Raw genomic sequence first — 22,032 nt, forward strand, 5'->3', positions numbered from 1 at the left:
CTAGTCGGCGAACGCGTCAGGAGGAGGGCAGACGCACACCAGGTTGCGGTCGCCGTACGCCTGGTCGATGCGCCGGACCGGTGGCCAGTACTTGCGCCGCCGCAGCGTCGCCACCGGGTAGACCGCCTCCTCACGCGCGTAGGGGTGGGTCCACTCCTCGGTCAGCATCTCGGCGGTGTGGGGAGCGTTGCGCAGCGGGTTGTCGTCCGCCGGCCACTCCCCTCGCGCCACCCGATCGATCTCCGCGCGGATGGCGATCATCGCGTCGCAGAAGCGGTCGAGCTCCGCGAGGTCTTCGGACTCGGTCGGCTCGACCATGAGCGTCCCGGCGACCGGGAAGCTCATGGTCGGGGCGTGGAAGCCGTAGTCGATGAGCCGCTTGGCCACGTCGTCGACCGTGATGGAGGTTCCCTTGGTGGCGGGACGGGGGTCGACGATGCACTCGTGGGCGACCAGCCCGTTCCGGCCGGTGTAGAGGATGCGGTAGTGCGGCGCCAGCCTCGTCGCGACGTAGTTGGCGGCGAGGATGGCCGACTCCGTGGCCAGCCGGAGCCCCGACCCACCCATCATCCGCACGTAGACCCACGTGATCGGCAGGATGCCGGCCGAGCCGAACGGGGCCGCGGCCACCGGTCCCACTCCGGTGGCCGGGCCGGCCTCCGGCACCAGCGGGTGGTTCGGCAGGTACGGGGCGAGATGCTCGCGAACCGCGATCGGACCGACGCCGGGTCCTCCCCCACCGTGGGGGATGCAGAACGTCTTGTGCAGGTTGAGGTGGGAGACGTCGCCCCCGAACTCCCCGATCCGGGCGAGGCCGAGGAGCGCGTTGAGATTGGCGCCGTCGACGTAGACCTGCCCGCCGGCGTCGTGCACGACATCGCAGAGCTCCCGGATGTCTTCTTCGAAGACGCCGTGGGTGGAGGGGTAGGTGACCATGATCGCGGCGAGTCGGTCACGGTGCTCCTCGACCTTGGCGCGCAGGTCGTCCAGGTCGACGGTGCCGTCGTCGCGGGCAGCCACCACGACGACTCGCATCCCCGCCATCACCGCTGACGCCGCGTTCGTGCCGTGGGCCGAGGAGGGAATCAGGCAGACGTCTCGCTGGGCCTGCCCACGCGCTCGGTGGTAGGCGCGGATCGCCAGAAGCCCGGCCAGCTCACCCTGAGAGCCAGCGTTCGGCTGGAGCGACACCGCGGCGTACCCGGTCAGCTCGGCGAGCCACGCCTGCAGCTGCGCGAACAGCTCGAGGTAGCCGCGGGCATCCTCGACAGGAGCGAACGGGTGGATGCCGGCGAACTCCGGCCAACTGATCGGCTCCATCGCCGCCGCGGGGTTGAGCTTCATCGTGCAGGACCCGAGAGGGATCATCCCCCGGTCGAGGGCGTAGTCGTCGTCCGCCAGCCCGCGCAGGTAGCGCAGCATCGCGGTCTCGGAGTGGTACCGGTGGAAGACCGGGTGGGTGAGGTACGGCGTGGTCCGTCGCAGCGTTTCGGGGATGCCGCTCGACACCCGCACGGTGTCGACGTCGAGGACCGGCACACCGAACGCCTCCCACACCGCGGTGATGTGCTCGGCGGTCGTCACCTCGTCGCAGGCGACCCCCACATGGTCGGCGTCACGCAGCCGGAGGTTGATCCCCCGATCCCGGGCGGCGGCGACGACCTCGGCCGCCCGCCCGGGAACCCGGGCGAGCACCGTGTCGAAGAAGTGGCGATGCACCACCTCGACGCCACCACGGCGCAGGCCTTCCGCGAGCACCGTCGCGCACCGGTGGACGCGGTCGGCGATCGCGCGGAGACCGTCCGGACCGTGGTAGACGGCGTACATGCCCGCCATGACGGCGAGGAGAGCCTGCGCGGTGCAGATGTTGCTCGTGGCCCGCTCCCGCCGGATGTGTTGCTCGCGGGTCTGGAGCGCGAGCCGGTACGCCGGCCGGCCCGCAGCGTCGCGGGAGACACCGACGAGCCGCCCGGGGAGAGAGCGCTCCAACCCGCGGCGGACGGCGATGTAGCCGGCGTGCGGCCCGCCGTACATGAGCGGGACCCCGAACCGTTGGGCGCTGCCGACGGCGACGTCCGCGCCCATCTCCCCTGGGGGCCGCAGCAGGGTGAGCGCGAGCAGGTCGGCGGCGACGACCACCTGAGCGCCACGGTCGTGCGCCGCGGCGATGGTGTCGGCGTGATCGATGACCGCCCCGTCGACACCGGGGTACTGGAGCAGGACTCCGAAGAACTCCCCGTCCGGCAGCCCGTCGGTGACGTCGGCGACCTCGACGTCGATGCCGAGCGCCGCTGCCCGCGTCCGCACGACCGCGATGGTCTGGGGGAGGCAGTCTGCGGCGACGACGAACCGGTTGCTCGTCGTCGTTCGGTTGGTTCGCCGCACGAGCGTCATCGCTTCGGCGGCAGCCGTCGCCTCGTCGAGGAGCGAAGCCCCGGCGACCGGGAGAGCGGTCAGGTCGGCGACCATCGTCTGGAAGTTGACGAGCGCCTCGAGCCTGCCCTGACTGATCTCCGGCTGGTACGGCGTGTACGCGGTGTACCAGCCCGGGTTCTCCAGGACGTTGCGGCGGATGACCGGCGGCGTGATCGTGTCGGCGTAGCCCAGGCCGATCATCTGGGTCATGGGTCGGTTCTTCGCGGCGATCGCCCGCAGCTCCGCTACGGCCTGCGACTCGGTCGCGGGCGCGGGTAGGTTGAGCGGCCGCTGGGTGCGGATGGAGGCCGGGATCGCCGCGTCGACCAGCTCTTGGAGAGAGCCGAAGCCGCAGGCGGCGAGCATCTTCGCCCGGTCCTCCGGCGATGGGCCGATGTGCCGGTCGGCGAAGCGAGCCGCAGGCGACGGCTGGGACAGCGACGCTGATTCCGAAGGGGCGGAGCTGAAGCGGGTCGTGGCGTTCATCGGGAACTCCCCGGTCGAAGCCGTCAAGGCGCCGTCAGGTTCGGTCCCCTCTCTGTCACGCCGCCGTGGCGGCGCTCCAGAGTCGCCTCGCCCGCGCGGTCCTGGAGCCTGAGAGGTTCCGGGGTGTTGCCCCTTCGGCGCTTCGCGTCGGTCTCGCCCGGGACGCGAAGACTCTCCCACGCGGGGTTATCAGCCAATACCACGCTACCAGTGATGCGGCTCCCCTTGGCCGCCCGTGGCTCGTGACACGCTCGGATCGCCCTCGGTCCGACTCCTGGCCGACGTGTCGAGTTGAGCGGCCGCCGCTCAGCCGGTGAGCCGAGCCCGGGCACGCCGCCGCAGCGCCAGCTCGTCGCGCACGGTGGGTGGCGTGGTCTGCACGCCATCGGGACGCTCGGCCGGCAGCTTCGCGAGGGTGCCCTCGACCTCCCGAGACACCCGCCCCAGCGCGATGCCGAACACCCCTTGGCCGCCTTGCAGGAGGTCGATGACCTCGTCGGGCGAGGTGCACTCGTACACGCTCGCGCCGTCGCTCATGAGGGTGATCTCGGCGAGGTCACGGGTACCGCGCTCGCGGAGATGGACAACAGCGGTACGGATCTGCTGGAGCGAGATGCCTGCGTCCAGAAGCCGCTTGATGACCTTCAGCAGGAGGATGTCGCGGAACGAGTAGAGCCGGTGGCTCCCCGACCCAGAAGCCGGCCGGATCGTCGGCTCCACCAGTCCAGTACGCGCCCAGTAGTCCAGCTGACGGTAGGTGATGCCAGCGGCTGCACACGCTGTGGGACCGCGGTAGCCGAGTGTCTCGCTGGGCGGAGACTCCTCCGCCTTCTCGGTGATCCCGACCAGCAGACCCTGCTCGCCAGCCGAACGTCGTGCTTGCGCCCGTCTGGGATCTTCACCCGCGGCGGCGCCCTGAGCGCCGCCCGCTTGGTCACCCGTGCTTGCCACGGCCGCCTCCTACGCTTTGGTGTCGCCGTAGCCGCGACACCCTCGTCGGGTCCGCCCAGGGCCCCCAACCTGAGCGACAACCGCTGGACATACGGCGGAGCCGCATGTGACACCAAGGTGGAACGACATCGAGAAGGTTCCGTCGTCACGGTAAGCCGCCGCACTGATACGGTCAACGCGCTCGGCCGGCGTGTCGCGGGCAAACCTCTACTTGAGGTCGAGACTGGCGGACTTGGGGAGAACGGCCCGCAGCCCCGGAGGCCCCACGCCCACGCTCGGGTAGGCGGGGAGGTCCCCACGGCCTGACCGTGACGGCGTCAGCCTCCTGGCGTGTCGAAGTCCTCCGGGGTCACCTGGTCGAGGAACTCCCGGAACTTCTGGACCTCCGCCTCCTGCTCGTCGGGGATGGCGACGCCTGCCTCCGCGAGGACCTCCTCCGCGCAGAGGATGCGGACCCCCATGCGGAGGGCCAACGCGATCGAGTCGGACGGCCGGGCACTCACCTCGACACCATTGGCGAACGCGAGGATGCCGAAGAAGACGCCGTCCCGCAGATCGGTGATACGGACCTCGGTGAGTCGCTGTCCGGTCGCGATGAGCACGTCTCGGAAGAGGTCGTGGGTCAGCGGCCGGGCGGGAACGATGCCCTGCTGCGCATGGGCGATAGCACTCGCTTCAGCCGGACCCACCCAGATCGGGAGAAACCGGTCGCCGTCGACCTCCCGGAGCAGGACGATCGGCTGGTTCGACGACATGTCGACCCGCACACCAACGACGTCGAGCTCGCGCACCCATCCACAGTACCCCGATGCCGGCCAGTCCCGTCGAGTGACGCTCATGGCAAGCCGCGGACGGCCATCACGTGTCGAGGTCGGCCTTCATCAGCAACGCGTGGAGCCGCACAGACAGGGCCGCGAGCTCCCGCACGCGCTCCTGGACCCGCGCCCGCGAGTCCGGACCGTGCTGACGGGTGAGGGGAGCCATCAGCTGCTCGATGAGCCCGACCTGACGGTCGGCCGCGGTACGGAAGATGCGAAGGTGACGCGGCTCCAGACCGAAAGCGGCGAGCTCCCCGGCCGTTCGAGCGATCTGCAGCGCGTCCTCGTCGTAGTGGTCCCGGCCGTACCGGGGACGGATGAGGCCGTAGGACTCCAGCTGCTCGAAGGTCTCCGGCTTGATGTCCGCCGCCTCGATGAGCTCCTGACGGGTGAACCGACGCTCCGCTCTCGTCCGGCGGAACGCGTCAGGGTGGGTGTACTCCTCACCACCTCGGAGCACCCGCGGGGGCGGGGCGGTCGGCAGCCGTCCTCCAGGTAGAGGCGGTGGCTCCTGGCCGCGGTCGAGTGCGTCCAAGTGCTCCTTGATCACCCGCAGCGGCAGGTAGTGGTCGCGTTGGGCGGTCAGGACGAACCGCAGACGTTCGATGTCAGCGTGGGTGAACTTGCGGTAGCCCGACGGCGCACGACGCGGCTCGACGAGCCCCTCGGCCTCGAGGAAGCGGATCTTCGAGATGGTGACGTCGGGAAACTCGGGGCGCAGTTGGGCGAGTACCTCGCCGATGGAGAAGTCACCAGACCGCGCGGACGCCGCACTACTCACCGCAGACGCCCTCGTCCGATTGGCGTTCCACCCCTTCCACGCGAAGCGTCACTCACCCTGTGTCCCCCTCCGGACGTCCGTCGCGGCCGGCGCCGGCCCGCTCGGCCGAACCAGTCACGCCGAACCCGCGCTGGCTGGCGAAGTAGACGAGACGGAACTTGCCGATCTGCACCTCGTCGCCGCTGACGAGCAGGACCTCGTCGATGCGGTCACGGTTGACGTAGGTGCCGTTGAGGCTGCCCACGTCACGCACGACGAAACCCTGCGGACCGCGATGAAACTCTGCGTGTCGCCGCGAGACGGTCACATCGTCCAAGAAGATGTCACTGTCCGGGTGCCGGCCCACTGTCACCACGTCGGAGTCGAGCAGGAACCGGCTTCCCGCGCTGGGCCCGCGCTGGACGATCAGGAGCGCGCAGCCTTGTGGCAGCGCGTCGACCGCTGCCTGCTCCTGAAAACGCAGCTCCGGCTCGGTGCGATCGACGTCGGAGTCGAGCCTCAGCGAGATCGTCGCCGTCTGCTCCACGGCACGCTCTCCAGTGAGGGCTCGCCCGCACTGCGAGCAGAACCGGCTACCTTCGGCGTTCTCATGCCCACACTGGGTGCAGAACGGCATCGGTGACCCTCCCGTGGCAGAACGGCGCTGAACGCGCGGACACTTCCCCCGCACACACCCTAACCGTTACGCGCAGTGTGCCGTCGACGGTGGTGCCGGACGAAATCGGCCAGGACCGGGCCACGTCCAGCGCACGCAGCGACGCCGCGGGGTCAGCCACGCTCCTGGCCTGGTGACCTCACCCCACCGAGCCTCACTCGGCGGTTCGGTCTAACCCTGCTGCTCGACGTGGGCGCGATAGCTCTCCGCGTCCATCAGGCTCTCCAGCTCACCGCGATCGGCGGGGCGGATCTCGAGCATCCAGCCCTCACCGTAGGGGTCGCTGTTGACCAGCTCGGGGTGGTCGTCGAGTGCCTCGTTCCGGGCGACGACCGTGCCCGTGACCGGGGCGTACACGTCGCTCACACTCTTGGTGGACTCGACCTCGCCGCAGGCCTCGCCCCGTCGCACCTCGGCACCGACCTCCGGCAGGTTGACGTAGACGATGTCGCCCAACGCCTCCTGCGCGAAGTCCGTGATGCCGACGCGAACGCTCCCCTCGCTGCTGCCGGGGTCACGGACCCACTCATGCTCGCTGGTGTAGGTGAGGTCGTCGGGAACCACCTGCGTCTCCTGGCTTCTGCGGGTTACTTGCCTTCGTCGGAGGTGCTCTCCGGAGCCGGCCGAGCGTAACGAGGCGCCGCGGGCTCGTGCAAGGAGGTGACCTGGAGGTTGTCGCGTTCCAGCACGCTGACCAGGCCACCCTTCTGGTTCACCTCGTCGACGACGCCACCGGGGATCCGCATCGCGGTGGCCAGCGTGCGGGTGTCGCCGATCGCGTCGATGCTGTACGGCGGTCTGATGTGGACGCCGTCGACGATGATGCCGACGCCGCCCTGCGGGTCGAGCACGTAGCTCCCGGCCACGATCCGAACCCGGTCGTTGATCTCGATCGCCTCCGCGCCGGCGTCACGCAGCTCCTGAATGGTGTTGATGATGAGCGAGGCGGAGACCGCGGACTGGGTGTCAGAGATGGTCACCCGAATGCCCGGCCCTTCCGCAGGCAGCGTCCCGGCGAGGATGCCGAGGGTCTCCGCCCGCGCCTTCGCCTGCTCGACCGCTGTGCGCGTGCGGTCGGCACCCGAGATGAGCTCCGCGCGGGCCCGTTCGAGTTCGCTGATCTCCGCCTCCAAGCGACGGGTGCGCTGCTGGAGGCCGTCCAGCATCTGGATGAGCTGCGGCCGGTTCGCGGAGGCGAACTCGTCGTCGGTCCGCAAGGACTGCACCTGGACGGTCGCGGCGAAGCCGAGGATGGCCAGGAGGGCGGCGGCAGCGATCTGAGAGCGTGAGACGTAAGGCCGGAACGCCTGGGACAGCCGTCGCCAGGCGGGATTCTGCGGTCGAGGCCGCGCGGAGCTCGGAGTAGGCTTCGGGTCACTCATCGGTCCGCGTCAGGCCTTGAACAGTCGTCGCCGGATCGCCGCCATGTTGGAGAAGATTCGGATTCCGAGGACGACGACCACTCCTGTCGACAGCTGCGCGCCGACACCGAGCTGGTCCCCGAGGTAGACGATGAGGGCCGCCACCACGACGTTGCCGATGAAGGAGACGACGAAGACCCGATCGTCGAAGATGCCGTCGACCAGCGCACGCAAGCCGCCGAAGACCGCGTCGAGCGCGGCGACCACCGCGATCGGGAGGTACGGCTGGAGCCATAACGGCACCGAGGGCTGGAGAAGCAGCCCGACGATGATTCCGACCAGGAGGCCGATCGTCGCGATCACTGGGTGCCTTCCGTCCGCGCGTACCGAAGCTTGGTTCCTGAGTCAGGCGGCAGCGTGAGCTTGTCGACCGCCTCCGTCTCCAGACGTATATGGTGCACCGCGTGGAGGTTGCGCAGCCACTCGCCACCCGGGCTTTCGGCGAAGCGCGCCTCCAATGTCTTGGGGTCTCCGATCGCCTCCACCACGTAAGGGCGGGCGAGCGGGCGATAGTCCACGGTGATTGATCGGTCCGCGCCGCGGATCGCGGTCACCGAGGTGAGCCGCTCACCGTTGATCGCGATCGCCTCCGCGCCGGCCCACCAGAGGCCGTTGACAACCTGCTGGAGGTCGATGTCGAGGATGCGTCCGTCGGCGGCGGACGGGTCCGCCACGTCGTCGACGGGAGCGTCGTCGATCGTGATGCGCAGCCCTGGGCCCTCCACCCGGCTGGTACCGGCGTACAGGTCGAGGGTCGCCAGCCGGTCGCTCAAGTTCTGACCACTCTCGGTGCTGGCCAGCACCTCGTTCTGGAGGGCGGTGACCTCCTCCCGCAGTGCGTTCGCCCGCTCCCGCAGACTGTCGTTGAGCGCGGCCTCGGCCTTGATCCGCTCCAGCAGCTCCGCCTTCTCCTTCGCCACCGCGGGCGCGGCCTGCCGGGTCTGTGTCGCGGCGACGGTCAGGAGCAAGCCGAGCAACGCCAGGACCACGAGAGTGCCGCTCAGGCCGCGTCGGCTGCGTCCCTGGTTGGCACCCTTGCGGGCGGCAGCGGCGACGTAGCCGTCGTCGAGAGCGTGGGTGACCAGCTCTCGCATCAGGGACATGGAGTCGTCGCGGCGGAGCTCACCGACCGCCCCGGGCCACATGCCTGGCCGGACGACGGTCGAGCGCTGTCGCTGCGCCCCCGACGCCTCGCCCGACGGGCCCGACGCCTCGCCCGTCAGGCGTGGTGTGGGCGACTCCCCCTTCCCCTCGGCCATAGGGACCATCGTGTCATGTCGTCGGGCACGCGGTACCTCCGCGTCGCCAGGTGACGCGCCGCCTCTCGTCGGTGTCGGGTCTCACTGCCCAGCGCGGGTGACCAGGTCGGCCCATTGGTGCGCCAAGGCGGTCGCGCGCTCGGTCGTGGGGCCCTCGGCCCACACGCGTGTCACCGCCTCGGCTGGATCGGGCAGCACCAGAGTCCACGAGCCGTCGTTTTCCACCACTCGAACGCCGTCGGTGGTGTCGACGAAGCGGCCGTCGGCAGCCTCGAGAGCGGCCCGCATCACGGCGCCCTTGCTGGCCCACGGCGTCGGTACCGCGAGCTGGACCAGGTGCGCGCGCGGGATCCGAGCGTTGATCTCGGACAAAGGCAGCCGGGTTCGCGCCACCAGGCCGACCAGCCGGACGAAGGCGGCGAAGCCGTCGACGGCGTGGGAGAACTCGGGGACGACGAACCCACCCCGCCCGTCCCCAGCGAGCAGCAGCCCGTCGTGGGCGGCAGCGGTGGCGAGGGCGTCGGGGGCTGTACTGGTCCAGAAGACGTCGACACCGTGGAACCGTGCCACGCGCTCGGCGACCCGGGTGGTCGTCACGGGGACGGCGACGTGCCCGCCGGCCGCCTCCGCCGCGACCAGGTCGACGAAGATCAACAGCGCGCGCTCGTCGGAGATGAGCGTGCCGGTCTCGTCGACCAGGGAGATCCGCTCACCCATGGGATCGAAGCGCACGCCGAGCGCCGCGCGGGAGGAGGCCACCAGCTCGGCGAGGTTGGCCATGGCGGTGCTGCGCTGCTCAAGCGTCTCGGTGGGACTGCGCTCATCGAGGCCGGCGTTGACCAGGTACGCGTCGATCTCGAGCCGCCCGAGCAGGTTGGGTAGCAGGAGCCCAGCCGTCCCGCGTCCGGCGTCGACGACGACCTTGAGGTGCGCGTCGGCCAAGCCCGAGGTGTCGAGGCTGTCGAGGAGGTCGCGGACGTAGCTCTCGGCGATCCGTGAGGGGAAGCCGAGGTCGCCGATCTCGCCGGGGAACGCGCGCCGGAACTCCTGTCGACCCAGCACCCGCTCCACCTTGCGTTGAGCGGCCAGCGACAGGTCGGCGCCACGCTCGTCGAGGAAGACCAGGTCGACCGAGTCGGGGCGGTTCGGTGTGGTCCGGATGAGCAAACCACCGTCGACGTTGCCGCGCGCCGCCTCCCACCGAGCGACCGGACTCGGTGCTGCCTCCAGGTCGTACACATCGAGTGCGCTGGAGGTGAACGCCGCGATCGCGGCGCGTTTGAGTGCCCGAGCGGATCGGGAGGTGTCCCGAGCCGTGAGCACGGTCGCTCCCTTGCGCAGGGTCGTGGCGTAGGCACAGGCCAGTCGGACAACCAGCTCGGGGGTGATCTCGACGTTGACGATGCCGCTCACCCCGCGTGGGCCGAACAGCGCCCGGCGGCCCTGAGACTCCCAGATGACGCTCTGGTTGACGACTGCGCCCGCCTCGATGGTCTTGCTCGGATACACCTTGATCTCGGGGTGGAGGACCGCCTCCTCCTCGATCACGCAGTCGTCGCCGACGACGGCCCCGTCATCGATGCGTGCGCCGCGCATGACGTCTGTGTTCTTGCCGACCACGCAGCCGCGCAGGTTGGCGTGCGGGCCGATGTAGGCGTTGTCGTGGACGACGGCCCGGTGCAGGAACGCCCCGCTGCGCACCACGACGTTGTCGCCGACGACGGTGTGATCGCGGAGCTCCGCCCCGCCCTCGACCTTGGCGTACGCGCCCACGTAGAGCGGGCCTTTGAGCACGGCGTCGGGGTCGACCTCGGCTCCCTCGTTGACCCACACGCCTCGGGCGACCTCGAAGCCGTCGATGTCGATGTGGACCTTCCCGGCCAGGGCGTCGTGGTTGGCCTTGAGGTAGCTACGGTGGGTGCCGACGTCCTCCCAGTAGCCGTCCGCGACGTAGCCGAAGAGCGGGGCGCCAGCCTCCAACAGCCGCGGGAAGACGTCGCTGGACCAGTCGACGTTCTCCGCCTCGCCGACGGCGGCCAGGATCTCCGGCTCCATGACGTAGATGCCGGTGTTGACCGTGTCGGAGAAGACCTGGCCCCAGGTCGGCTTCTCGAGGAAACGCTCGATGCGGCCGTCCTCCCGCAGGATCGTGATGCCGAACTCCAGCGGGTCCGGTACGCGCGTCAGGCACACGGTCGCGAGCGCCTGGGAGCGTCGATGATGGTCGATGAGGGCGGTGAGGTCGATGTCGGTGAGCGCGTCGCCGGAGATGACCAGGAAGGTGTCGTCTGACAGCGCCGCCGCGGCGTTCTTCACGCTCCCCGCCGTGCCGAGGGGCTTCTCCTCGGTCGCGTAGGTGATCTCCATGCCGAGGTCCTCACCGTCGCCGAAGTACGACCGCACCATCGACCCGAGGAAGTGGACGGTGACGACGGTCTGGGTGAGGTGGTGACGGCGCAGCAGCCGCAGGACGTGCTCCATGATCGGCCGGTTGACCACCGGAAGGAGTGGCTTGGGCATGCTCGTGGTCATCGGACGCAGGCGGGTGCCCTCACCGCCAGCCATCACGACGGCTTTCATGCCCCCTCCTTCGCGGTCCTCTGCCGACCAGCTGATCGGCTGTGGTGTCAGGTACGCAGCCGGTCCCCCTCGACGGTCGGTGGCGTCGGCGTCCCGCGTCGGAGGAGCTCGCGCGCCTGTGCGAGGTAGAGGATCCCCGCCCACCAGTACAGACCCACGCCCCAGATGGCGAACGCCCAGCCCGCCACCTTGGCGGCCAGGGGAAAGCCTCCCTCGCCGTGGCCGAGGAAGAGCAGGGGGAACGCGTAGAGCAGGCAGAACGTCGCCGCCTTCCCGAGGAAGTGCACCGGCAGGGGGCCGTACCCGTGGCGCCGGAGCACGAGGATCTGAATGCCGAGGACCACCTCACGCGAGACGATGAGGAGGACCAGCCACACCGGGACGATGCCCCGCAGGAGCAGCCCGGCGAGGACGGCCAGGATGTAGAGGCGGTCGGCGAGCGGGTCGAGCAGCTTGCCCAGCGTGCTGACCTGCCCCAGACGGCGAGCGAGCTGGCCGTCGAACCAGTCGGTCAGACCCGACACGGCAAGGACCACGACCGCCCACCCGTCAGCTCGCGGACCGAGCACGAGCCACAAAAACAACGGAACGCCAGCGAGCCGGACGAAACTCAACACGTTGGGCAGCGTGAAGATTCGCTCGCCAGAGTACGTTTCGACCCGCCCCGCCACCTGCTTCCCCCTCCGCAGCACCACGATGGGCCTGCCGGAAACCCTAGTACCTGGCCGCCGGCCTGGCCTCCCGGTCACGGCGCACCGGCGGCCGGGCCGTCGTGGCCGGATGAATCTCGCGTTTCGTCGGACGGCGACCTGGTGACGAGTTCGCCGAGACGTGCCCGCCACTTCTCGTCACCACCCACGGTCACCAACCGCTGCGTCGCTCGCGTGAGGGCGACGTAAAGGGTTCGGGTACCGACGGGGCTCTCACGGGCGATCGCCTCCGGCTCGACGACGACGGCGGCGTCGAACTCCAGACCCTTGCTCGCCCGGGCGGTCGTCACGACCACGCGATCATCGGCGGCGAGGCCGTCCAACCACGACGTGGCCTCGGCTTGCCGCGCTGTGGGCAGGATCACCCCGACAGTTCCCTCCACCTCCTCCAGCATGCGCGCGACCGCGTCGCGCAGCGTGTCGGCGAGCGGCTCGCCATCCAGGTGGGTGGGGTGGACTCCGGTGGTTCGGACCGCTCGGGGAAGGGGCGCGTCAGAGTCCACCGCCCGGATCACGTCGGCAGCGAGCGCGAAGATCTCGGCGGAGTTGCGGTAGTTGGTGGTCAGCTGGTACTCGCGGCGCGGACGGTCGCCGAGGGCCGCGTCGCGGGCGCGGGCGGCCTCCGCGGGGTCCGGCCACGCGCTCTGCGCCGGGTCGCCCACGATCGTCCAGCTCGCGTAGCGGCCCCGTCGTCCGAGCATCCTCCACTGCATGGGAGACAGGTCCTGCGCCTCGTCGACCAGGACGTGGGCATAACCATCCGCCTCCCGCGCCGGGGCGGCGTCAGCGTTGACGTCGCCGATGCGCACGTCGTCGGTGTCGTCCGGGTCCTGTGGTCGAGGAGGCTCGGGTGGCTCACCGAGCAGCCAGGCGAGCTCGTCCAGGAGGGGAACGTCCTCCACCGACCACTCGTCCGTGGTGGACCACGAGCGGGCGAGCGCATCGATCTCGTCTGGCCGGAGCACACCGTCGGCCGCGCGAGCCAGCCGGTCCGGATCAGCGAGCCAGGCCAGCACCTCCTCCGGGCGCAGGACTGGCCACCAGGCCTGGACGAAGCTCCAGAACGCGTCCCGGGAGGTGACGTCAGCGATGAAGTCCTCCCGTGGAACACCGGCTTCCTCCCCGACCTTGCGCCACAGGGCGGCGACCAACGCGCGCGCCGCGTCGGTTCGCGCGCGGTTGTACCGGTTGCGCCGCACCACCGCTCGACGGGCGGCGGCGAGCTCGTCGGCGTCCAGCCGTAGTTGACGTCCGGCACCGTACAGGCGCAGCTCGCGAGGGACGCCCGGCGCCGCCTCGCGCACGGCCCGCGAGAGCACCCGCCGCATGCGCAAGGAACCCTTGACAACAGCGACGTCGTAGGGGTCGGACCGGGTGGCCACGATGCCGTCGACGATCTCACCGACGGAGCGCAAGGTGGCGTCGTGCTCGCCGAGCGACGGCAGGACCCGTTCGATGTAGGTCATGAACACCGGCGATGGGCCGACGACAAGGACACCACCGCCCTGCAGACGTCGGCGCTCGGTGTAGAGGAGGTAGGCGGCTCGGTGCAGCGCGACGACGGTCTTGCCCGTCCCGGGCCCTCCGCTGATGATCGTCACTCCCGAGGAGGGAGCACGGATGATCGTGTCCTGCTCCCGCTGGATAGTGGCCACGATGTCCCGCATGCGCCGGCCACGGGCCGCGGTGAGCGCGGCGATCAACGCTCCGTCACCGACCACGTGCATGTGAGGCGGCGCGGCCTGAGGGTCGAGCAGATCGTCCTCGATGCCGACCACTCGCTGACCGTGGCAGCGCAAGACGCGGCGGCGCACGACGCCCATCGGCTCCACCGCCGTCGCCTGGTAGAAGGTCGCCGCCGCCGGAGCCCGCCAGTCGATCACGAGCGGCTCGTGTTCGGCGTCTCGGACTCCGATCCGCCCCACGTAGCGCACCTCGCCGTCCCGCTGGTCGAGTCGCCCGAAGACGAGCCCTTCCCGCTGGGCCTCCAGCACGGCCAACCGTCGGACGGCGTGATCGACGAGCGCATCTCGCTCGAACAGGCTGCGGTAGTCGTCCTCCTTGATCTCCCCGGTGTAGTCCAACAAGCCCCGCGCGTGTCCGTCGCGACGGACCTCCGCTACCCGCTCCACCATCTCGTCCAGACGCGTGTAGACGCGGTCCACGTACTCCTGCTCGCGACGGATCTCCTGCTCGATTGTGGTGGGCTCCACGGATCCCCCTGTCGCATGACCGGCCTTGGGCGCGGTCGACAATCAGGCAATCGGGAAAGTCTAGTCCGCGGTGGCGGACACCGAGGACGCCCAGATCTGCGAGATTGGAAGCGACCTACGGGTGCCGTCGTGGGCTCAAGCGTGCGAGGATCGGTCCTGTGATCGCCATCGCCGTACGCGTCATCATCAACGCGCTCGCCTTGTGGGCGGCCACGCTGGTGCCGGGGATCGAGCTCGGTGCCGGCACCACCACCCAACGGATCGGCACCTTGCTCGCGGTCGCCGTGATCTTCGGGATCGTCAACGCCGTCCTCAAGCCGATCATCAAGGTGATCGGCTGCGGCCTGTACATCCTGACGCTGGGGCTGATCTCCCTCGTCGTCAACGCGCTGCTGTTCCTGCTCGTGGGATGGCTCGCCAACCAGCTCGGGCTCGCGTTCACCGTCGACGGGTTCTGGGCTGGCTTCTGGGGTGCGCTCGTCGTCGCGATCGTGAGCTTCGTGTTGAGCCTGGTCGTTCCGGACAAGTACGACAAGCGCTGACGCGCGGAAGCAACGCTCTCCGTGGCCTCGTGCGGGGCCTTGTGAGGGACGGCCTTGTGAGGGACACAGCGTCGGTCGCCGCGACCCGGCGCCACGTCGTCACGCACCGCCACGACTGACCGGCTGTCACCGCCCACCCGAGCCATCGAGACGCCAATCGCACTAACATTCGAACATAGGTTCGACCTGTTCCCCTGCCCTAAGACCGACCAGGAGGACAGGCAACGTGATCGATCGTTTCGCAGTGCGCAAGAGCTCGCAGGGCTTCGGAGTATGGGACGCCGCCGTCAACGGCTGGCACAGCCGCCAGGACCTGTCCGAGGCCGAAGCGACCGCGTTGGCGCGTTCGATGAACGCGGGCCACACCCCACGCGAGGCGCGGACCGGGTCTCGAAGAGTCTCCCCAGCCAAGCCTGTCCTGGTGCTCGTCGACGGTCGCTGGTGGCCGGGACGACTCGACTGGTGGGTTCGCGAGACCGACGGATGGTACGGCCGAGTCACGCTCGACGACACCGGGGCCAGAAGCTGGTACCCCGCCGCAACACTGCGCCCGGCCAACCCTGCGCGCTCGTCGTGACGCGCGCACGTCGTGAGACGCCAGGTGGCGCTCAATCCTCCTCGGGCCCAGACCCGGGAGGCAAGGTCCATGCCCTCCACAAGACGTCACTGACACCTGGCGCGGAAACCAAGATGCCGCCGGAGTGCGGGAACCATGCCGGCTTGCCGTCCTCTCCCAGCACCACCGCGCCAGCACGCGAGGCGATGAGCATGGCCGCGAGCACATCGATCGGACTGAACTCACCGATCACCCCGCCAACCGCTCGGCCAGCGCCGACACTGACCAGAGACAGCGCCGACGAGCCCATGATCCGCACAGTGCAGTGCATGTCGGCCAGCCGCCGCAGCATCGTCGGCATGCCCGGCCAAGGTCGGTGCGCCGCCCACTCGCTCACCACGATCTCGCCGGAGAGACTGGTCGCGTCTCGGCACTTGATCGGGACTCCGTTCCGCAACGCCGGCCCGTCCCGAACGGCGCTGAACACCTCGCCGTGGAAGGGGTCGGCCACGACGCCGAGAACCGGGCCGTCCGCGTCCGCCAGGGCCAAGCTGAACGAGCACCACGGCAACCCGCTGGCGTAGTTCGTCGTGCCGTCCACGGGATCGACGTACCACGTCAGCCCGTCGGTACTGGGGCGACCGCCGTACTCCTCTCCCACGACGGGGTAAGGGAAGCGCTCGGTGAGCACCTGGCGTACCCGGCGCTCGATCTCCCGGTCGGTCTCCGTCACCAGGTCCGCCGCGTGGGCCTTGGAGGTCACAGCCAGCGGCCGAGCGCCAGTGATCCGCCAGCTCGCCCACTCGGCGAGCTCCAACGCCGTCGCGAGCTCGTCTGGGAAGTCCCGCATCACACCACGCCAGCCTCACGCATACCGCGCAGCTCCCGCTTCAGCTCCGCGATCTCGTCACGCAGCCGCGCCGCGAGCTCGAACTGCAGTTGCTCGGCGGCGGCGTTCATCTGGTCGTTCAACTCTTGGATCAAGTCGGCGAGCTCGCTGGCCGGCAGAGCCGCGAGATCCTTCGCGTGCCTGCCCACCTCGGCCCGGCGGCTGGCCAACTCTGGGACCGGCGCCTTGCCACGGGTGCGCTGCCGACCGGCGCCACCGAGGAGCTTCTGGGTGTCGGCGTCCTCCCGGGCCAGCATGTCCGTGATGTCGGCGATCCGTTTGCGCAGCGGGGTCGGGTCGATGCCCTTCTCCTTGTTGTAGGCGATCTGCTTGGCACGCCGCCGGTTGGTCTCGTCGATGGCGCTGCGCATCGACGGGGTGATCGAGTCGGCGTACATGATCACCTGACCGGAAACGTGACGGGCCGCCCGGCCGATGGTCTGGATGAGGCTCGTACCGGACCGCAGGAAGCCTTCCTTGTCAGCGTCGAGGATTGCCACGAGCGAGACCTCCGGAAGGTCGAGACCCTCGCGGAGGAGGTTGATGCCGACCAGGACGTCGAACTCGCCCAGGCGCAGCTCGCGCAGCAGCTCGACCCGACGCAGCGTGTCGACCTCGCTGTGCAAGTAACGGACCCGGATGCCCTGCTCGAGCAGGTAGTCGGTGAGGTCCTCGGCCATCTTCTTGGTCAGCGTGGTGACCAGGACCCGCTCGTTGCGGGCCTCCCGCATCCGGATCTCGTGGATGAGGTCGTCGATCTGCCCCTTGGTGGGCTTGACGATGACCTCGGGGTCGACCAGACCGGTGGGCCGGATGATCTGTTCCACCACACCGTTGGCCTTCGACAGCTCATAGGGGCCCGGCGTCGCGGAGAGGTAGATGGTCTGGCCGATGCGTTCCAGGAACTCCTCCCACCGCAGTGGACGGTTGTCCATCGCCGAGGGCAGCCGGAACCCATGCTCGACGAGCGTGCGCTTGCGGGACATGTCGCCTTCGTACATGCCGCCGATCTGCGGCACGGTCACGTGCGACTCGTCGATGACCAGGAGGAAGTCCTCGGGGAAGTAGTCGAGCAGACAGTTCGGGGGCGAGCCGGGCGGACGACCGTCGATGTGCCTCGAGTAGTTCTCGATGCCGGCGCAGGTGCCGATCTGGCGCATCATCTCGATGTCGTACGTGGTGCGCATCCGCAGTCGCTGTTCCTCCAGGAGCTTGCCCTGTCGCCGAAGCTCGGCGAGGCGCTCCTCCAGCTCCTGCTCGATGCCGCGGATGGCGCGTTCCATGCGCTCGGGACCGGCGACGTAGTGGGACGCCGGGAAAATGTACAGCTCCTCGTCCTCGGTGACGATCTCGCCGGTCACAGGATGCAGCGTCGACAGACGCTCGATCTCGTCGCCGAAGAACTCGATGCGAACCGCCATCTCCTCGTACATCGGGAAGACTTCGAGGGTGTCCCCGCGGACCCGGAAGGTGCCGCGGGTTCCGGCGGCGTCGTTGCGCGCGTACTGCATCTCGACCAGGCGGCGCAACAGCTGATCGCGGTCGAGCTCCTCACCGACGCGTACCCGCACCATGCGGTCGACGTACTCCTGAGGTGTGCCCAGACCGTAGATGCTCGAGACGGTGGCCACCACGATCGTGTCGCGCCGGGTCAGGAGCGAGTTGGTCGCGGAGTGCCGCAGGCGCTCGACCTCCTCGTTGATCGAGGCGTCCTTCTCGATGTACGTGTCGGTCTGCGGGACGTACGCCTCGGGCTGGTAGTAGTCGTAGTAGGAGACGAAGTACTCAACCGCGTTGTGCGGGAAGAACTGCCTCAGCTCGTTGGCGAACTGCGCCGCCAGCGTCTTGTTCGGCTCCAACACGAGCGTCGGCCGCTGGAGCCGCTCGACCACCCAGGCGATCGTCGCGGTCTTACCGGTACCCGTCGCGCCCAGGAGGACGACGTCCTTCTCCCCCGCCTCGATCCGGCGGACGATCTCCTCGATCGCTTGAGGCTGGTCACCCGAGGGCTCGAACTCGGAGACGACCTTGAACGGCGCCACCTTGCGGACGATGTCTGTGACCGGACGCATGAGACCACCGTAGCCGGGACCGCTGACAACCCCACTCAGGTCGCCCGGCGGCGCAACTCCTCCCAAACCCGGTGAACCTTCCCGTCCAGATCGGCGAGATCTCCCGAATTGTCGATGACGATGGTGGCGGCCCGCAGGCGTTCCTGCCGCGACGCCTGGGCCGCGATCCGCGATCGTGCCTCGTCGCGAGTCATCCCACGCATCCGCACGAGGCGGTCGACCTGGATCTCCTCCGGGACGTCCACCACGATCACCACGTCGAAGCGTTCGGCCTGACCCGTCTCCACCAGGAGGGGGATGTCGTGGACCACCACTGCCGAGGAGTCGGCCGCCACGGCCGCCGCCTCCAGTGCCGCGGCGCGGGCGCGCACCCGCGGGTGCACGATGGCTTCCAACCTGCGGCGGGAGTCGGGATCGGCGAAGACGATCCGCGCCAGCGCCGCGCGATCCAACGCGCCATCGCTGGTCAGCACGTCCTCACCGAACTCCTTCACCACCTCCGCGAGGCCCTCGGTGCCCGGAGCCACGACCTCGCGGGCCAAGAGGTCGGCGTCGATGACGACCGCTCCGTGCGCGGCGAGGCGCCTGGCGACCTCGCTCTTGCCTGAGCCGATCCCGCCCGTCAACCCCACTCGCAGCACGCCCGGACCCTACCGTGACGCTCGGCGCCACACCACCGTCACGACACGCGAGAAAGACACGATCGTGACGCGCCGTCGCGCGTCTCACCAGCCTGCCGCCTCGCTCAGCCGTGTGCGACCACCTGAGCCATCGCCCGCCGCGCCCGCTCCAGACTCGTGGCGAGCGGCTCGTCGAACCGCTCAGGGTTGAACGGAGCCCTGGTCGAGACGTACAAGCCGGATCCCACCCGCTCCATGTGCGCGCCGGTGTAGGCCTGGACGATGCTGGTGTTGAGCCGCGTGAGGTCGAACCAGGCATCGAGGAACAGGTCTGGCTCCGGCGTCACGAGCAGGTCCTTCGGCGACAGGAACGGCGCCTCCAAGACGATCGAGGCGTACAGCGGGCGCAGTGTCACCGCGAGCGCCAGGAGGAGCTCCCGAAGCCGGTCCCCCAACCCGAAGGCGAGCTTCTCGTCCGTGTAGGGACGTTCGAAGACCGAGCCGTCGACCACGACCTCGATCGGGTCCGCGTCGAGCAACGCCAAGGACGTCATCGGCGAGCAACGGCGGACGACCGGGTCCTGCAAGCCGCCCAACCGGTCGACGACCTCGCGTACCTCGGCCACGAGCGCGTCGTCCCGGCGCCCCGGAACGAACAGGCCCACGCCTGCGGGTTGCCATCCGAGCTCGTGCACGTCTCCAGTGTCACCGACCTGACGAGCATCGGACAGGGCGCTGCCAAAGACGCCGACGCGCTTTGCGGGGTATGCGCTCGTTCGCGTCAGACGCGCCAGGCCGGCTATGGGCGCAGGACGTGGTTGACGAACCGTTGCAGGGCTGGCCCGGCTTGCCCCCGTCTGCGGACATCCACGGCTTTCACGCGCGACCTTCGCCGACCCCGTCCTGCTCGGACCCGACGGCCCGCCTCCTCGTCCGCACCCTCACCAAAGCCGGGACGAACCCCGTCGTTGGCGAATCCAGGGCTAGCTACGGCATCGTGCCGTATAACGGAGGCGTGCCGAAGCTTCCCCGCGACGAGGCCGAGGCGCTCTTGCGCGTCCGCAGCCAGCTGGGCGACGACTTCGAACCGGCGCTCGTCGACTCCTTTGTCGACCGCATCGACGAGGCCATCGAGACCAGGGTCGCCCAGCACCTGCGGCGCGCCCTCGAGCAGGAGCGGCGCCGCCGTCACCAGCGGCGGAGCAGAGACGACCATGCTCTGGCGCTGGCGATCGTCTCCCTGGGCGTCGCGATCCCGCTCACCGCGATCGCCTCGGAGTCCGCTGGCTTCGTGGGTGTCCTCGTCGCCTGGCTGGGCATCGTGTTGGTCAACGTGGTCTACGGCCTGGGGTGGTCCACCAACGACTGACCCCGACGGTCGGGAGGACGACGATGAGGCCCCGCCCGGGTCCGGGCGGGGCCTCATCCATGCGGACTCGTCGAGTCCGACACATCTCAGCTCTGGCCGGTCAGCTTCTCCCGCAGGGCCGCCAGCGCCTCGTCGGACGCCAGGGTTCCCTCGGCCGGCTGGGACTGCTCCTCCGAGGCGTACGAGGAGGAGTCCGAGCCCTCGCCGCTGGCGGCGTACTCGGCCGCGGCGGCCGCCTCGATCTGCCGCTTGTGCGCCTCCCAGCGGGCGTGGGCCTCCGCGTAGGCCCGCTCCCACTCGTCGCGCTGCTGCTCGTAGCCCGGCAGCCACTCGCCCGTCTCGGGGTCGAAGCCCTCCGGGTACTTGTAGTTGCCGTGCTCGTCGTACTCGGCGGCCATGCCGTAGAGCGTGGGGTCGAAGTGCTCGACGATCGCCTCGCCGCCCTCGTTGGCCTGCTTGAGCGACAGCGAGATACGACGGCGCTCGAGGTCGATGTCGATGATCTTGACCATGACCTCGTTGCCGACCTGGACCACCTGCTCGGGGATCTCGACGTGGCGCTCGGCCAGCTCCGAGATGTGCACGAGGCCTTCGATGCCGTCTTCGACCCGGACGAACGCACCGAACGGCACCAGCTTGGTGACCTTGCCCGGCACGATCTGACCAATCTGGTGCATCCGGGCGAACTGCTGCCACGGGTCTTCCTGGGTCGACTTCAGCGACAGGGAGACCCGCTCGCGGTCGAGGTCGACATCGAGGACCTCGACGGTCACCTCCTGGCCCACCTCGACGACCTCGCTCGGGTGGTCGATGTGCTTCCAGGACAGCTCCGAGACGTGCACCAGGCCATCGACACCGCCGAGATCGACGAACGCGCCGAAGTTGACGATGCTGGACACCACACCCTTGCGGATCTGGCCCTTCTGCAGCTGGTGCAGGAAGTTCTGCCGGACCTCGGACTGGGTCTGTTCCAGCCAAGCGCGCCGAGACAGGACCACGTTGTTGCGGTTCTTGTCCAGCTCGATGATCTTGGCCTCAAGCTCCCGACCGACATAGGGCTGCAGATCGCGAACCCGACGCATCTCGACCAGGGAGGCGGGCAGGAAGCCGCGGAGGCCGATGTCGAGGATGAGGCCGCCCTTGACGACCTCGATGACGGTGCCCGTGACGACGCCGTCCTCCTCCTTGATCCGCTCGATCGTGCCCCAGGCCCGCTCGTACTGAGCGCGCTTCTTGGACAGGATCAGCCGGCCTTCCTTGTCCTCCTTCTGCAGGACCAGCGCCTCCACTCGGTCGCCGACCTGCACGACCTCGCTGGGGTCGACGTCATGCTTGATCGACAGCTCGCGAGCGGGGATCACGCCCTCGGTCTTGTAGCCGATGTCGAGCAGGACCTCGTCCCGGTCGACTTTGACGACGGTGCCCTCGACGATGTCACCGTCATTGAAGTACTTGATCGTCTCGTCGATCGCGGCGAGAAAGGCCTCCTCCGAACCCACGTCGTTCACCGCGACCTGCGGCGTGTCCTGCTGGGCCGGTGCTGCGTCGTTCAGCGGGGCCTCAATACTGCTCGTCATCTGGATGGTGGCTCCGATATATGGCGTAATCGTCGTGTCGATGCGCGCGTGGACCCTGGATCGTACTGCCGAGGGAACCGGGCGCCGCGTGGAGCCGGAACCGGGGGATTTCGACAGA

20 protein-coding genes and 1 riboswitch are annotated in these 22,032 nt (G+C 69.2%); of the genes, 3 read left to right on the forward strand and 17 right to left on the reverse strand.

Annotated features, from left to right (window positions below; all coding sequences use genetic code 11):
* From gcvP to DFJ64_RS00390, 12 genes are all read right to left on the reverse strand, one after another.
* Nucleotides 1-2,901 (reverse strand): aminomethyl-transferring glycine dehydrogenase, encoded by a 2,901-nt coding sequence (gcvP, locus tag DFJ64_RS00335; protein ID WP_115848618.1) that lies wholly within the window; start codon nt 2,899-2,901, stop codon nt 1-3.
* Between the two features lie 86 nt (nt 2,902-2,987).
* Nucleotides 2,988-3,090: riboswitch (glycine riboswitch) on the reverse strand.
* 117 nt (nt 3,091-3,207) lie between these two features.
* Nucleotides 3,208-3,852, reverse strand: a complete 645-nt coding sequence (locus tag DFJ64_RS00340) for a MerR family transcriptional regulator (RefSeq protein ID WP_115848619.1) — start codon at nt 3,850-3,852, stop codon at nt 3,208-3,210.
* A 317-nt stretch (nt 3,853-4,169) separates the two neighbouring features.
* Complete coding sequence (locus DFJ64_RS00345) at nt 4,170-4,643, reverse strand: bifunctional nuclease family protein (protein ID WP_115848620.1); 474 nt, start codon at nt 4,641-4,643, stop codon at nt 4,170-4,172.
* Nucleotides 4,644-4,710: 67 nt separating this feature from the next.
* Nucleotides 4,711-5,451, reverse strand: a complete 741-nt coding sequence (gene ftsR, locus DFJ64_RS00350; RefSeq protein WP_115848621.1) for a transcriptional regulator FtsR — start codon at nt 5,449-5,451, stop codon at nt 4,711-4,713.
* 52 nt (nt 5,452-5,503) lie between these two features.
* Nucleotides 5,504-6,067 (reverse strand): zinc-ribbon and FHA domain-containing protein, encoded by a 564-nt coding sequence (locus DFJ64_RS00355; protein WP_115848622.1) that lies wholly within the window; start codon nt 6,065-6,067, stop codon nt 5,504-5,506.
* A gap of 210 nt (nt 6,068-6,277) precedes the next feature.
* A complete protein-coding gene (gene gcvH / locus DFJ64_RS00360; RefSeq protein WP_115848623.1) occupies nt 6,278-6,670 on the reverse strand; it encodes a glycine cleavage system protein GcvH in 393 nt (130 codons plus the stop codon).
* 23 nt (nt 6,671-6,693) lie between these two features.
* Nucleotides 6,694-7,488 carry a DUF881 domain-containing protein gene (locus DFJ64_RS00365; protein ID WP_115848624.1) on the reverse strand — a complete coding sequence of 265 codons (795 nt, stop codon included), beginning with the start codon at nt 7,486-7,488 and terminating at the stop codon, nt 6,694-6,696.
* A 9-nt stretch (nt 7,489-7,497) separates the two neighbouring features.
* Nucleotides 7,498-7,830, reverse strand: coding sequence for a small basic family protein (locus DFJ64_RS00370; RefSeq protein WP_115848625.1), 333 nt, complete (start codon nt 7,828-7,830; stop codon nt 7,498-7,500).
* Nucleotides 7,827-8,786: a DUF881 domain-containing protein gene (locus DFJ64_RS00375; protein WP_170152453.1), complete on the reverse strand. Its 960-nt coding sequence runs from the start codon at nt 8,784-8,786 to the stop codon at nt 7,827-7,829. Before DFJ64_RS00375 ends, DFJ64_RS00370 begins: the two co-directional genes overlap by 4 nt.
* A gap of 81 nt (nt 8,787-8,867) precedes the next feature.
* Nucleotides 8,868-11,366 carry a sugar phosphate nucleotidyltransferase gene (locus DFJ64_RS00380; RefSeq protein WP_115848627.1) on the reverse strand — a complete coding sequence of 833 codons (2,499 nt, stop codon included), beginning with the start codon at nt 11,364-11,366 and terminating at the stop codon, nt 8,868-8,870.
* 47 nt (nt 11,367-11,413) lie between these two features.
* Nucleotides 11,414-12,064, reverse strand: a complete 651-nt coding sequence (clsA, locus tag DFJ64_RS00385; RefSeq protein WP_211310681.1) for a cardiolipin synthase ClsA — start codon at nt 12,062-12,064, stop codon at nt 11,414-11,416.
* 47 nt (nt 12,065-12,111) lie between these two features.
* Nucleotides 12,112-14,289: a HelD family protein gene (locus tag DFJ64_RS00390; protein ID WP_245940861.1), complete on the reverse strand. Its 2,178-nt coding sequence runs from the start codon at nt 14,287-14,289 to the stop codon at nt 12,112-12,114.
* A 158-nt stretch (nt 14,290-14,447) separates the two neighbouring features.
* On the opposite strand from DFJ64_RS00390, the gene DFJ64_RS00395 reads away from it, so the two are divergent.
* Both DFJ64_RS00395 and DFJ64_RS00400 read left to right on the forward strand, forming a co-directional pair.
* Nucleotides 14,448-14,831: a phage holin family protein gene (locus DFJ64_RS00395; protein ID WP_211310441.1), complete on the forward strand. Its 384-nt coding sequence runs from the start codon at nt 14,448-14,450 to the stop codon at nt 14,829-14,831.
* Between the two features lie 226 nt (nt 14,832-15,057).
* The gene (locus tag DFJ64_RS00400) at nt 15,058-15,408 is read left to right on the forward strand and encodes a hypothetical protein (RefSeq protein WP_115848629.1); all 351 of its coding nucleotides are present in this window, start codon (nt 15,058-15,060) and stop codon (nt 15,406-15,408) included.
* 31 nt (nt 15,409-15,439) lie between these two features.
* Here the strand turns inward: DFJ64_RS00400 and DFJ64_RS00405 are convergent, their stop codons facing one another.
* The 4 genes from DFJ64_RS00405 to DFJ64_RS00420 all read right to left on the reverse strand — a co-directional run bounded on the left by DFJ64_RS00405 (nt 15,440) and on the right by DFJ64_RS00420 (nt 19,663).
* Complete coding sequence (locus tag DFJ64_RS00405) at nt 15,440-16,237, reverse strand: inositol monophosphatase family protein (RefSeq protein WP_245940862.1); 798 nt, start codon at nt 16,235-16,237, stop codon at nt 15,440-15,442.
* Nucleotides 16,237-18,348 (reverse strand): excinuclease ABC subunit UvrB, encoded by a 2,112-nt coding sequence (gene uvrB, locus DFJ64_RS00410; protein ID WP_115848631.1) that lies wholly within the window; start codon nt 18,346-18,348, stop codon nt 16,237-16,239. The genes DFJ64_RS00405 and uvrB overlap by 1 nt, the downstream gene beginning before the upstream one ends.
* A gap of 35 nt (nt 18,349-18,383) precedes the next feature.
* Nucleotides 18,384-18,989, reverse strand: a complete 606-nt coding sequence (gene coaE, locus DFJ64_RS00415; protein ID WP_115848632.1) for a dephospho-CoA kinase — start codon at nt 18,987-18,989, stop codon at nt 18,384-18,386.
* A 104-nt stretch (nt 18,990-19,093) separates the two neighbouring features.
* Nucleotides 19,094-19,663 (reverse strand): hypothetical protein, encoded by a 570-nt coding sequence (locus tag DFJ64_RS00420; protein WP_147304552.1) that lies wholly within the window; start codon nt 19,661-19,663, stop codon nt 19,094-19,096.
* A 320-nt stretch (nt 19,664-19,983) separates the two neighbouring features.
* Here DFJ64_RS00420 and DFJ64_RS00425 point away from each other — a divergent pair, with 320 nt between their 5' ends.
* Nucleotides 19,984-20,337 carry a hypothetical protein gene (locus DFJ64_RS00425; RefSeq protein WP_115848634.1) on the forward strand — a complete coding sequence of 118 codons (354 nt, stop codon included), beginning with the start codon at nt 19,984-19,986 and terminating at the stop codon, nt 20,335-20,337.
* 86 nt (nt 20,338-20,423) lie between these two features.
* Here the strand turns inward: DFJ64_RS00425 and rpsA are convergent, their stop codons facing one another.
* Nucleotides 20,424-21,914 (reverse strand): 30S ribosomal protein S1, encoded by a 1,491-nt coding sequence (gene rpsA, locus DFJ64_RS00430; protein ID WP_115848635.1) that lies wholly within the window; start codon nt 21,912-21,914, stop codon nt 20,424-20,426.
* Between the last annotated feature and the right edge of the window lie 118 nt (nt 21,915-22,032).

This window comes from Thermasporomyces composti, from assembly GCF_003386795.1.
GTDB lineage: Bacteria > Actinomycetota > Actinomycetes > Propionibacteriales > Actinopolymorphaceae > Thermasporomyces > Thermasporomyces composti.

What these genes read in the sequence shown, in the direction of transcription:
- gcvP (WP_115848618.1), bottom strand. Translation starts at nt 2,901, where the DNA reads ATGAACGCCACGACCCGCTTCAGCTCCGCCCCTTCGGAATCAGCGTCG.
- DFJ64_RS00355 (WP_115848622.1), bottom strand. Translation starts at nt 6,067, where the DNA reads ATGCCGTTCTGCACCCAGTGTGGGCATGAGAACGCCGAAGGTAGCCGG.
- DFJ64_RS00365 (WP_115848624.1), bottom strand. Translation starts at nt 7,488, where the DNA reads ATGAGTGACCCGAAGCCTACTCCGAGCTCCGCGCGGCCTCGACCGCAG.
- DFJ64_RS00375 (WP_170152453.1), bottom strand. Translation starts at nt 8,786, where the DNA reads ATGGCCGAGGGGAAGGGGGAGTCGCCCACACCACGCCTGACGGGCGAG.
- DFJ64_RS00380 (WP_115848627.1), bottom strand. Translation starts at nt 11,366, where the DNA reads ATGAAAGCCGTCGTGATGGCTGGCGGTGAGGGCACCCGCCTGCGTCCG.
- DFJ64_RS00405 (WP_245940862.1), bottom strand. Translation starts at nt 16,237, where the DNA reads ATGCGGGACTTCCCAGACGAGCTCGCGACGGCGTTGGAGCTCGCCGAG.
- uvrB (WP_115848631.1), bottom strand. Translation starts at nt 18,348, where the DNA reads ATGCGTCCGGTCACAGACATCGTCCGCAAGGTGGCGCCGTTCAAGGTC.
- rpsA (WP_115848635.1), bottom strand. Translation starts at nt 21,914, where the DNA reads ATGACGAGCAGTATTGAGGCCCCGCTGAACGACGCAGCACCGGCCCAG.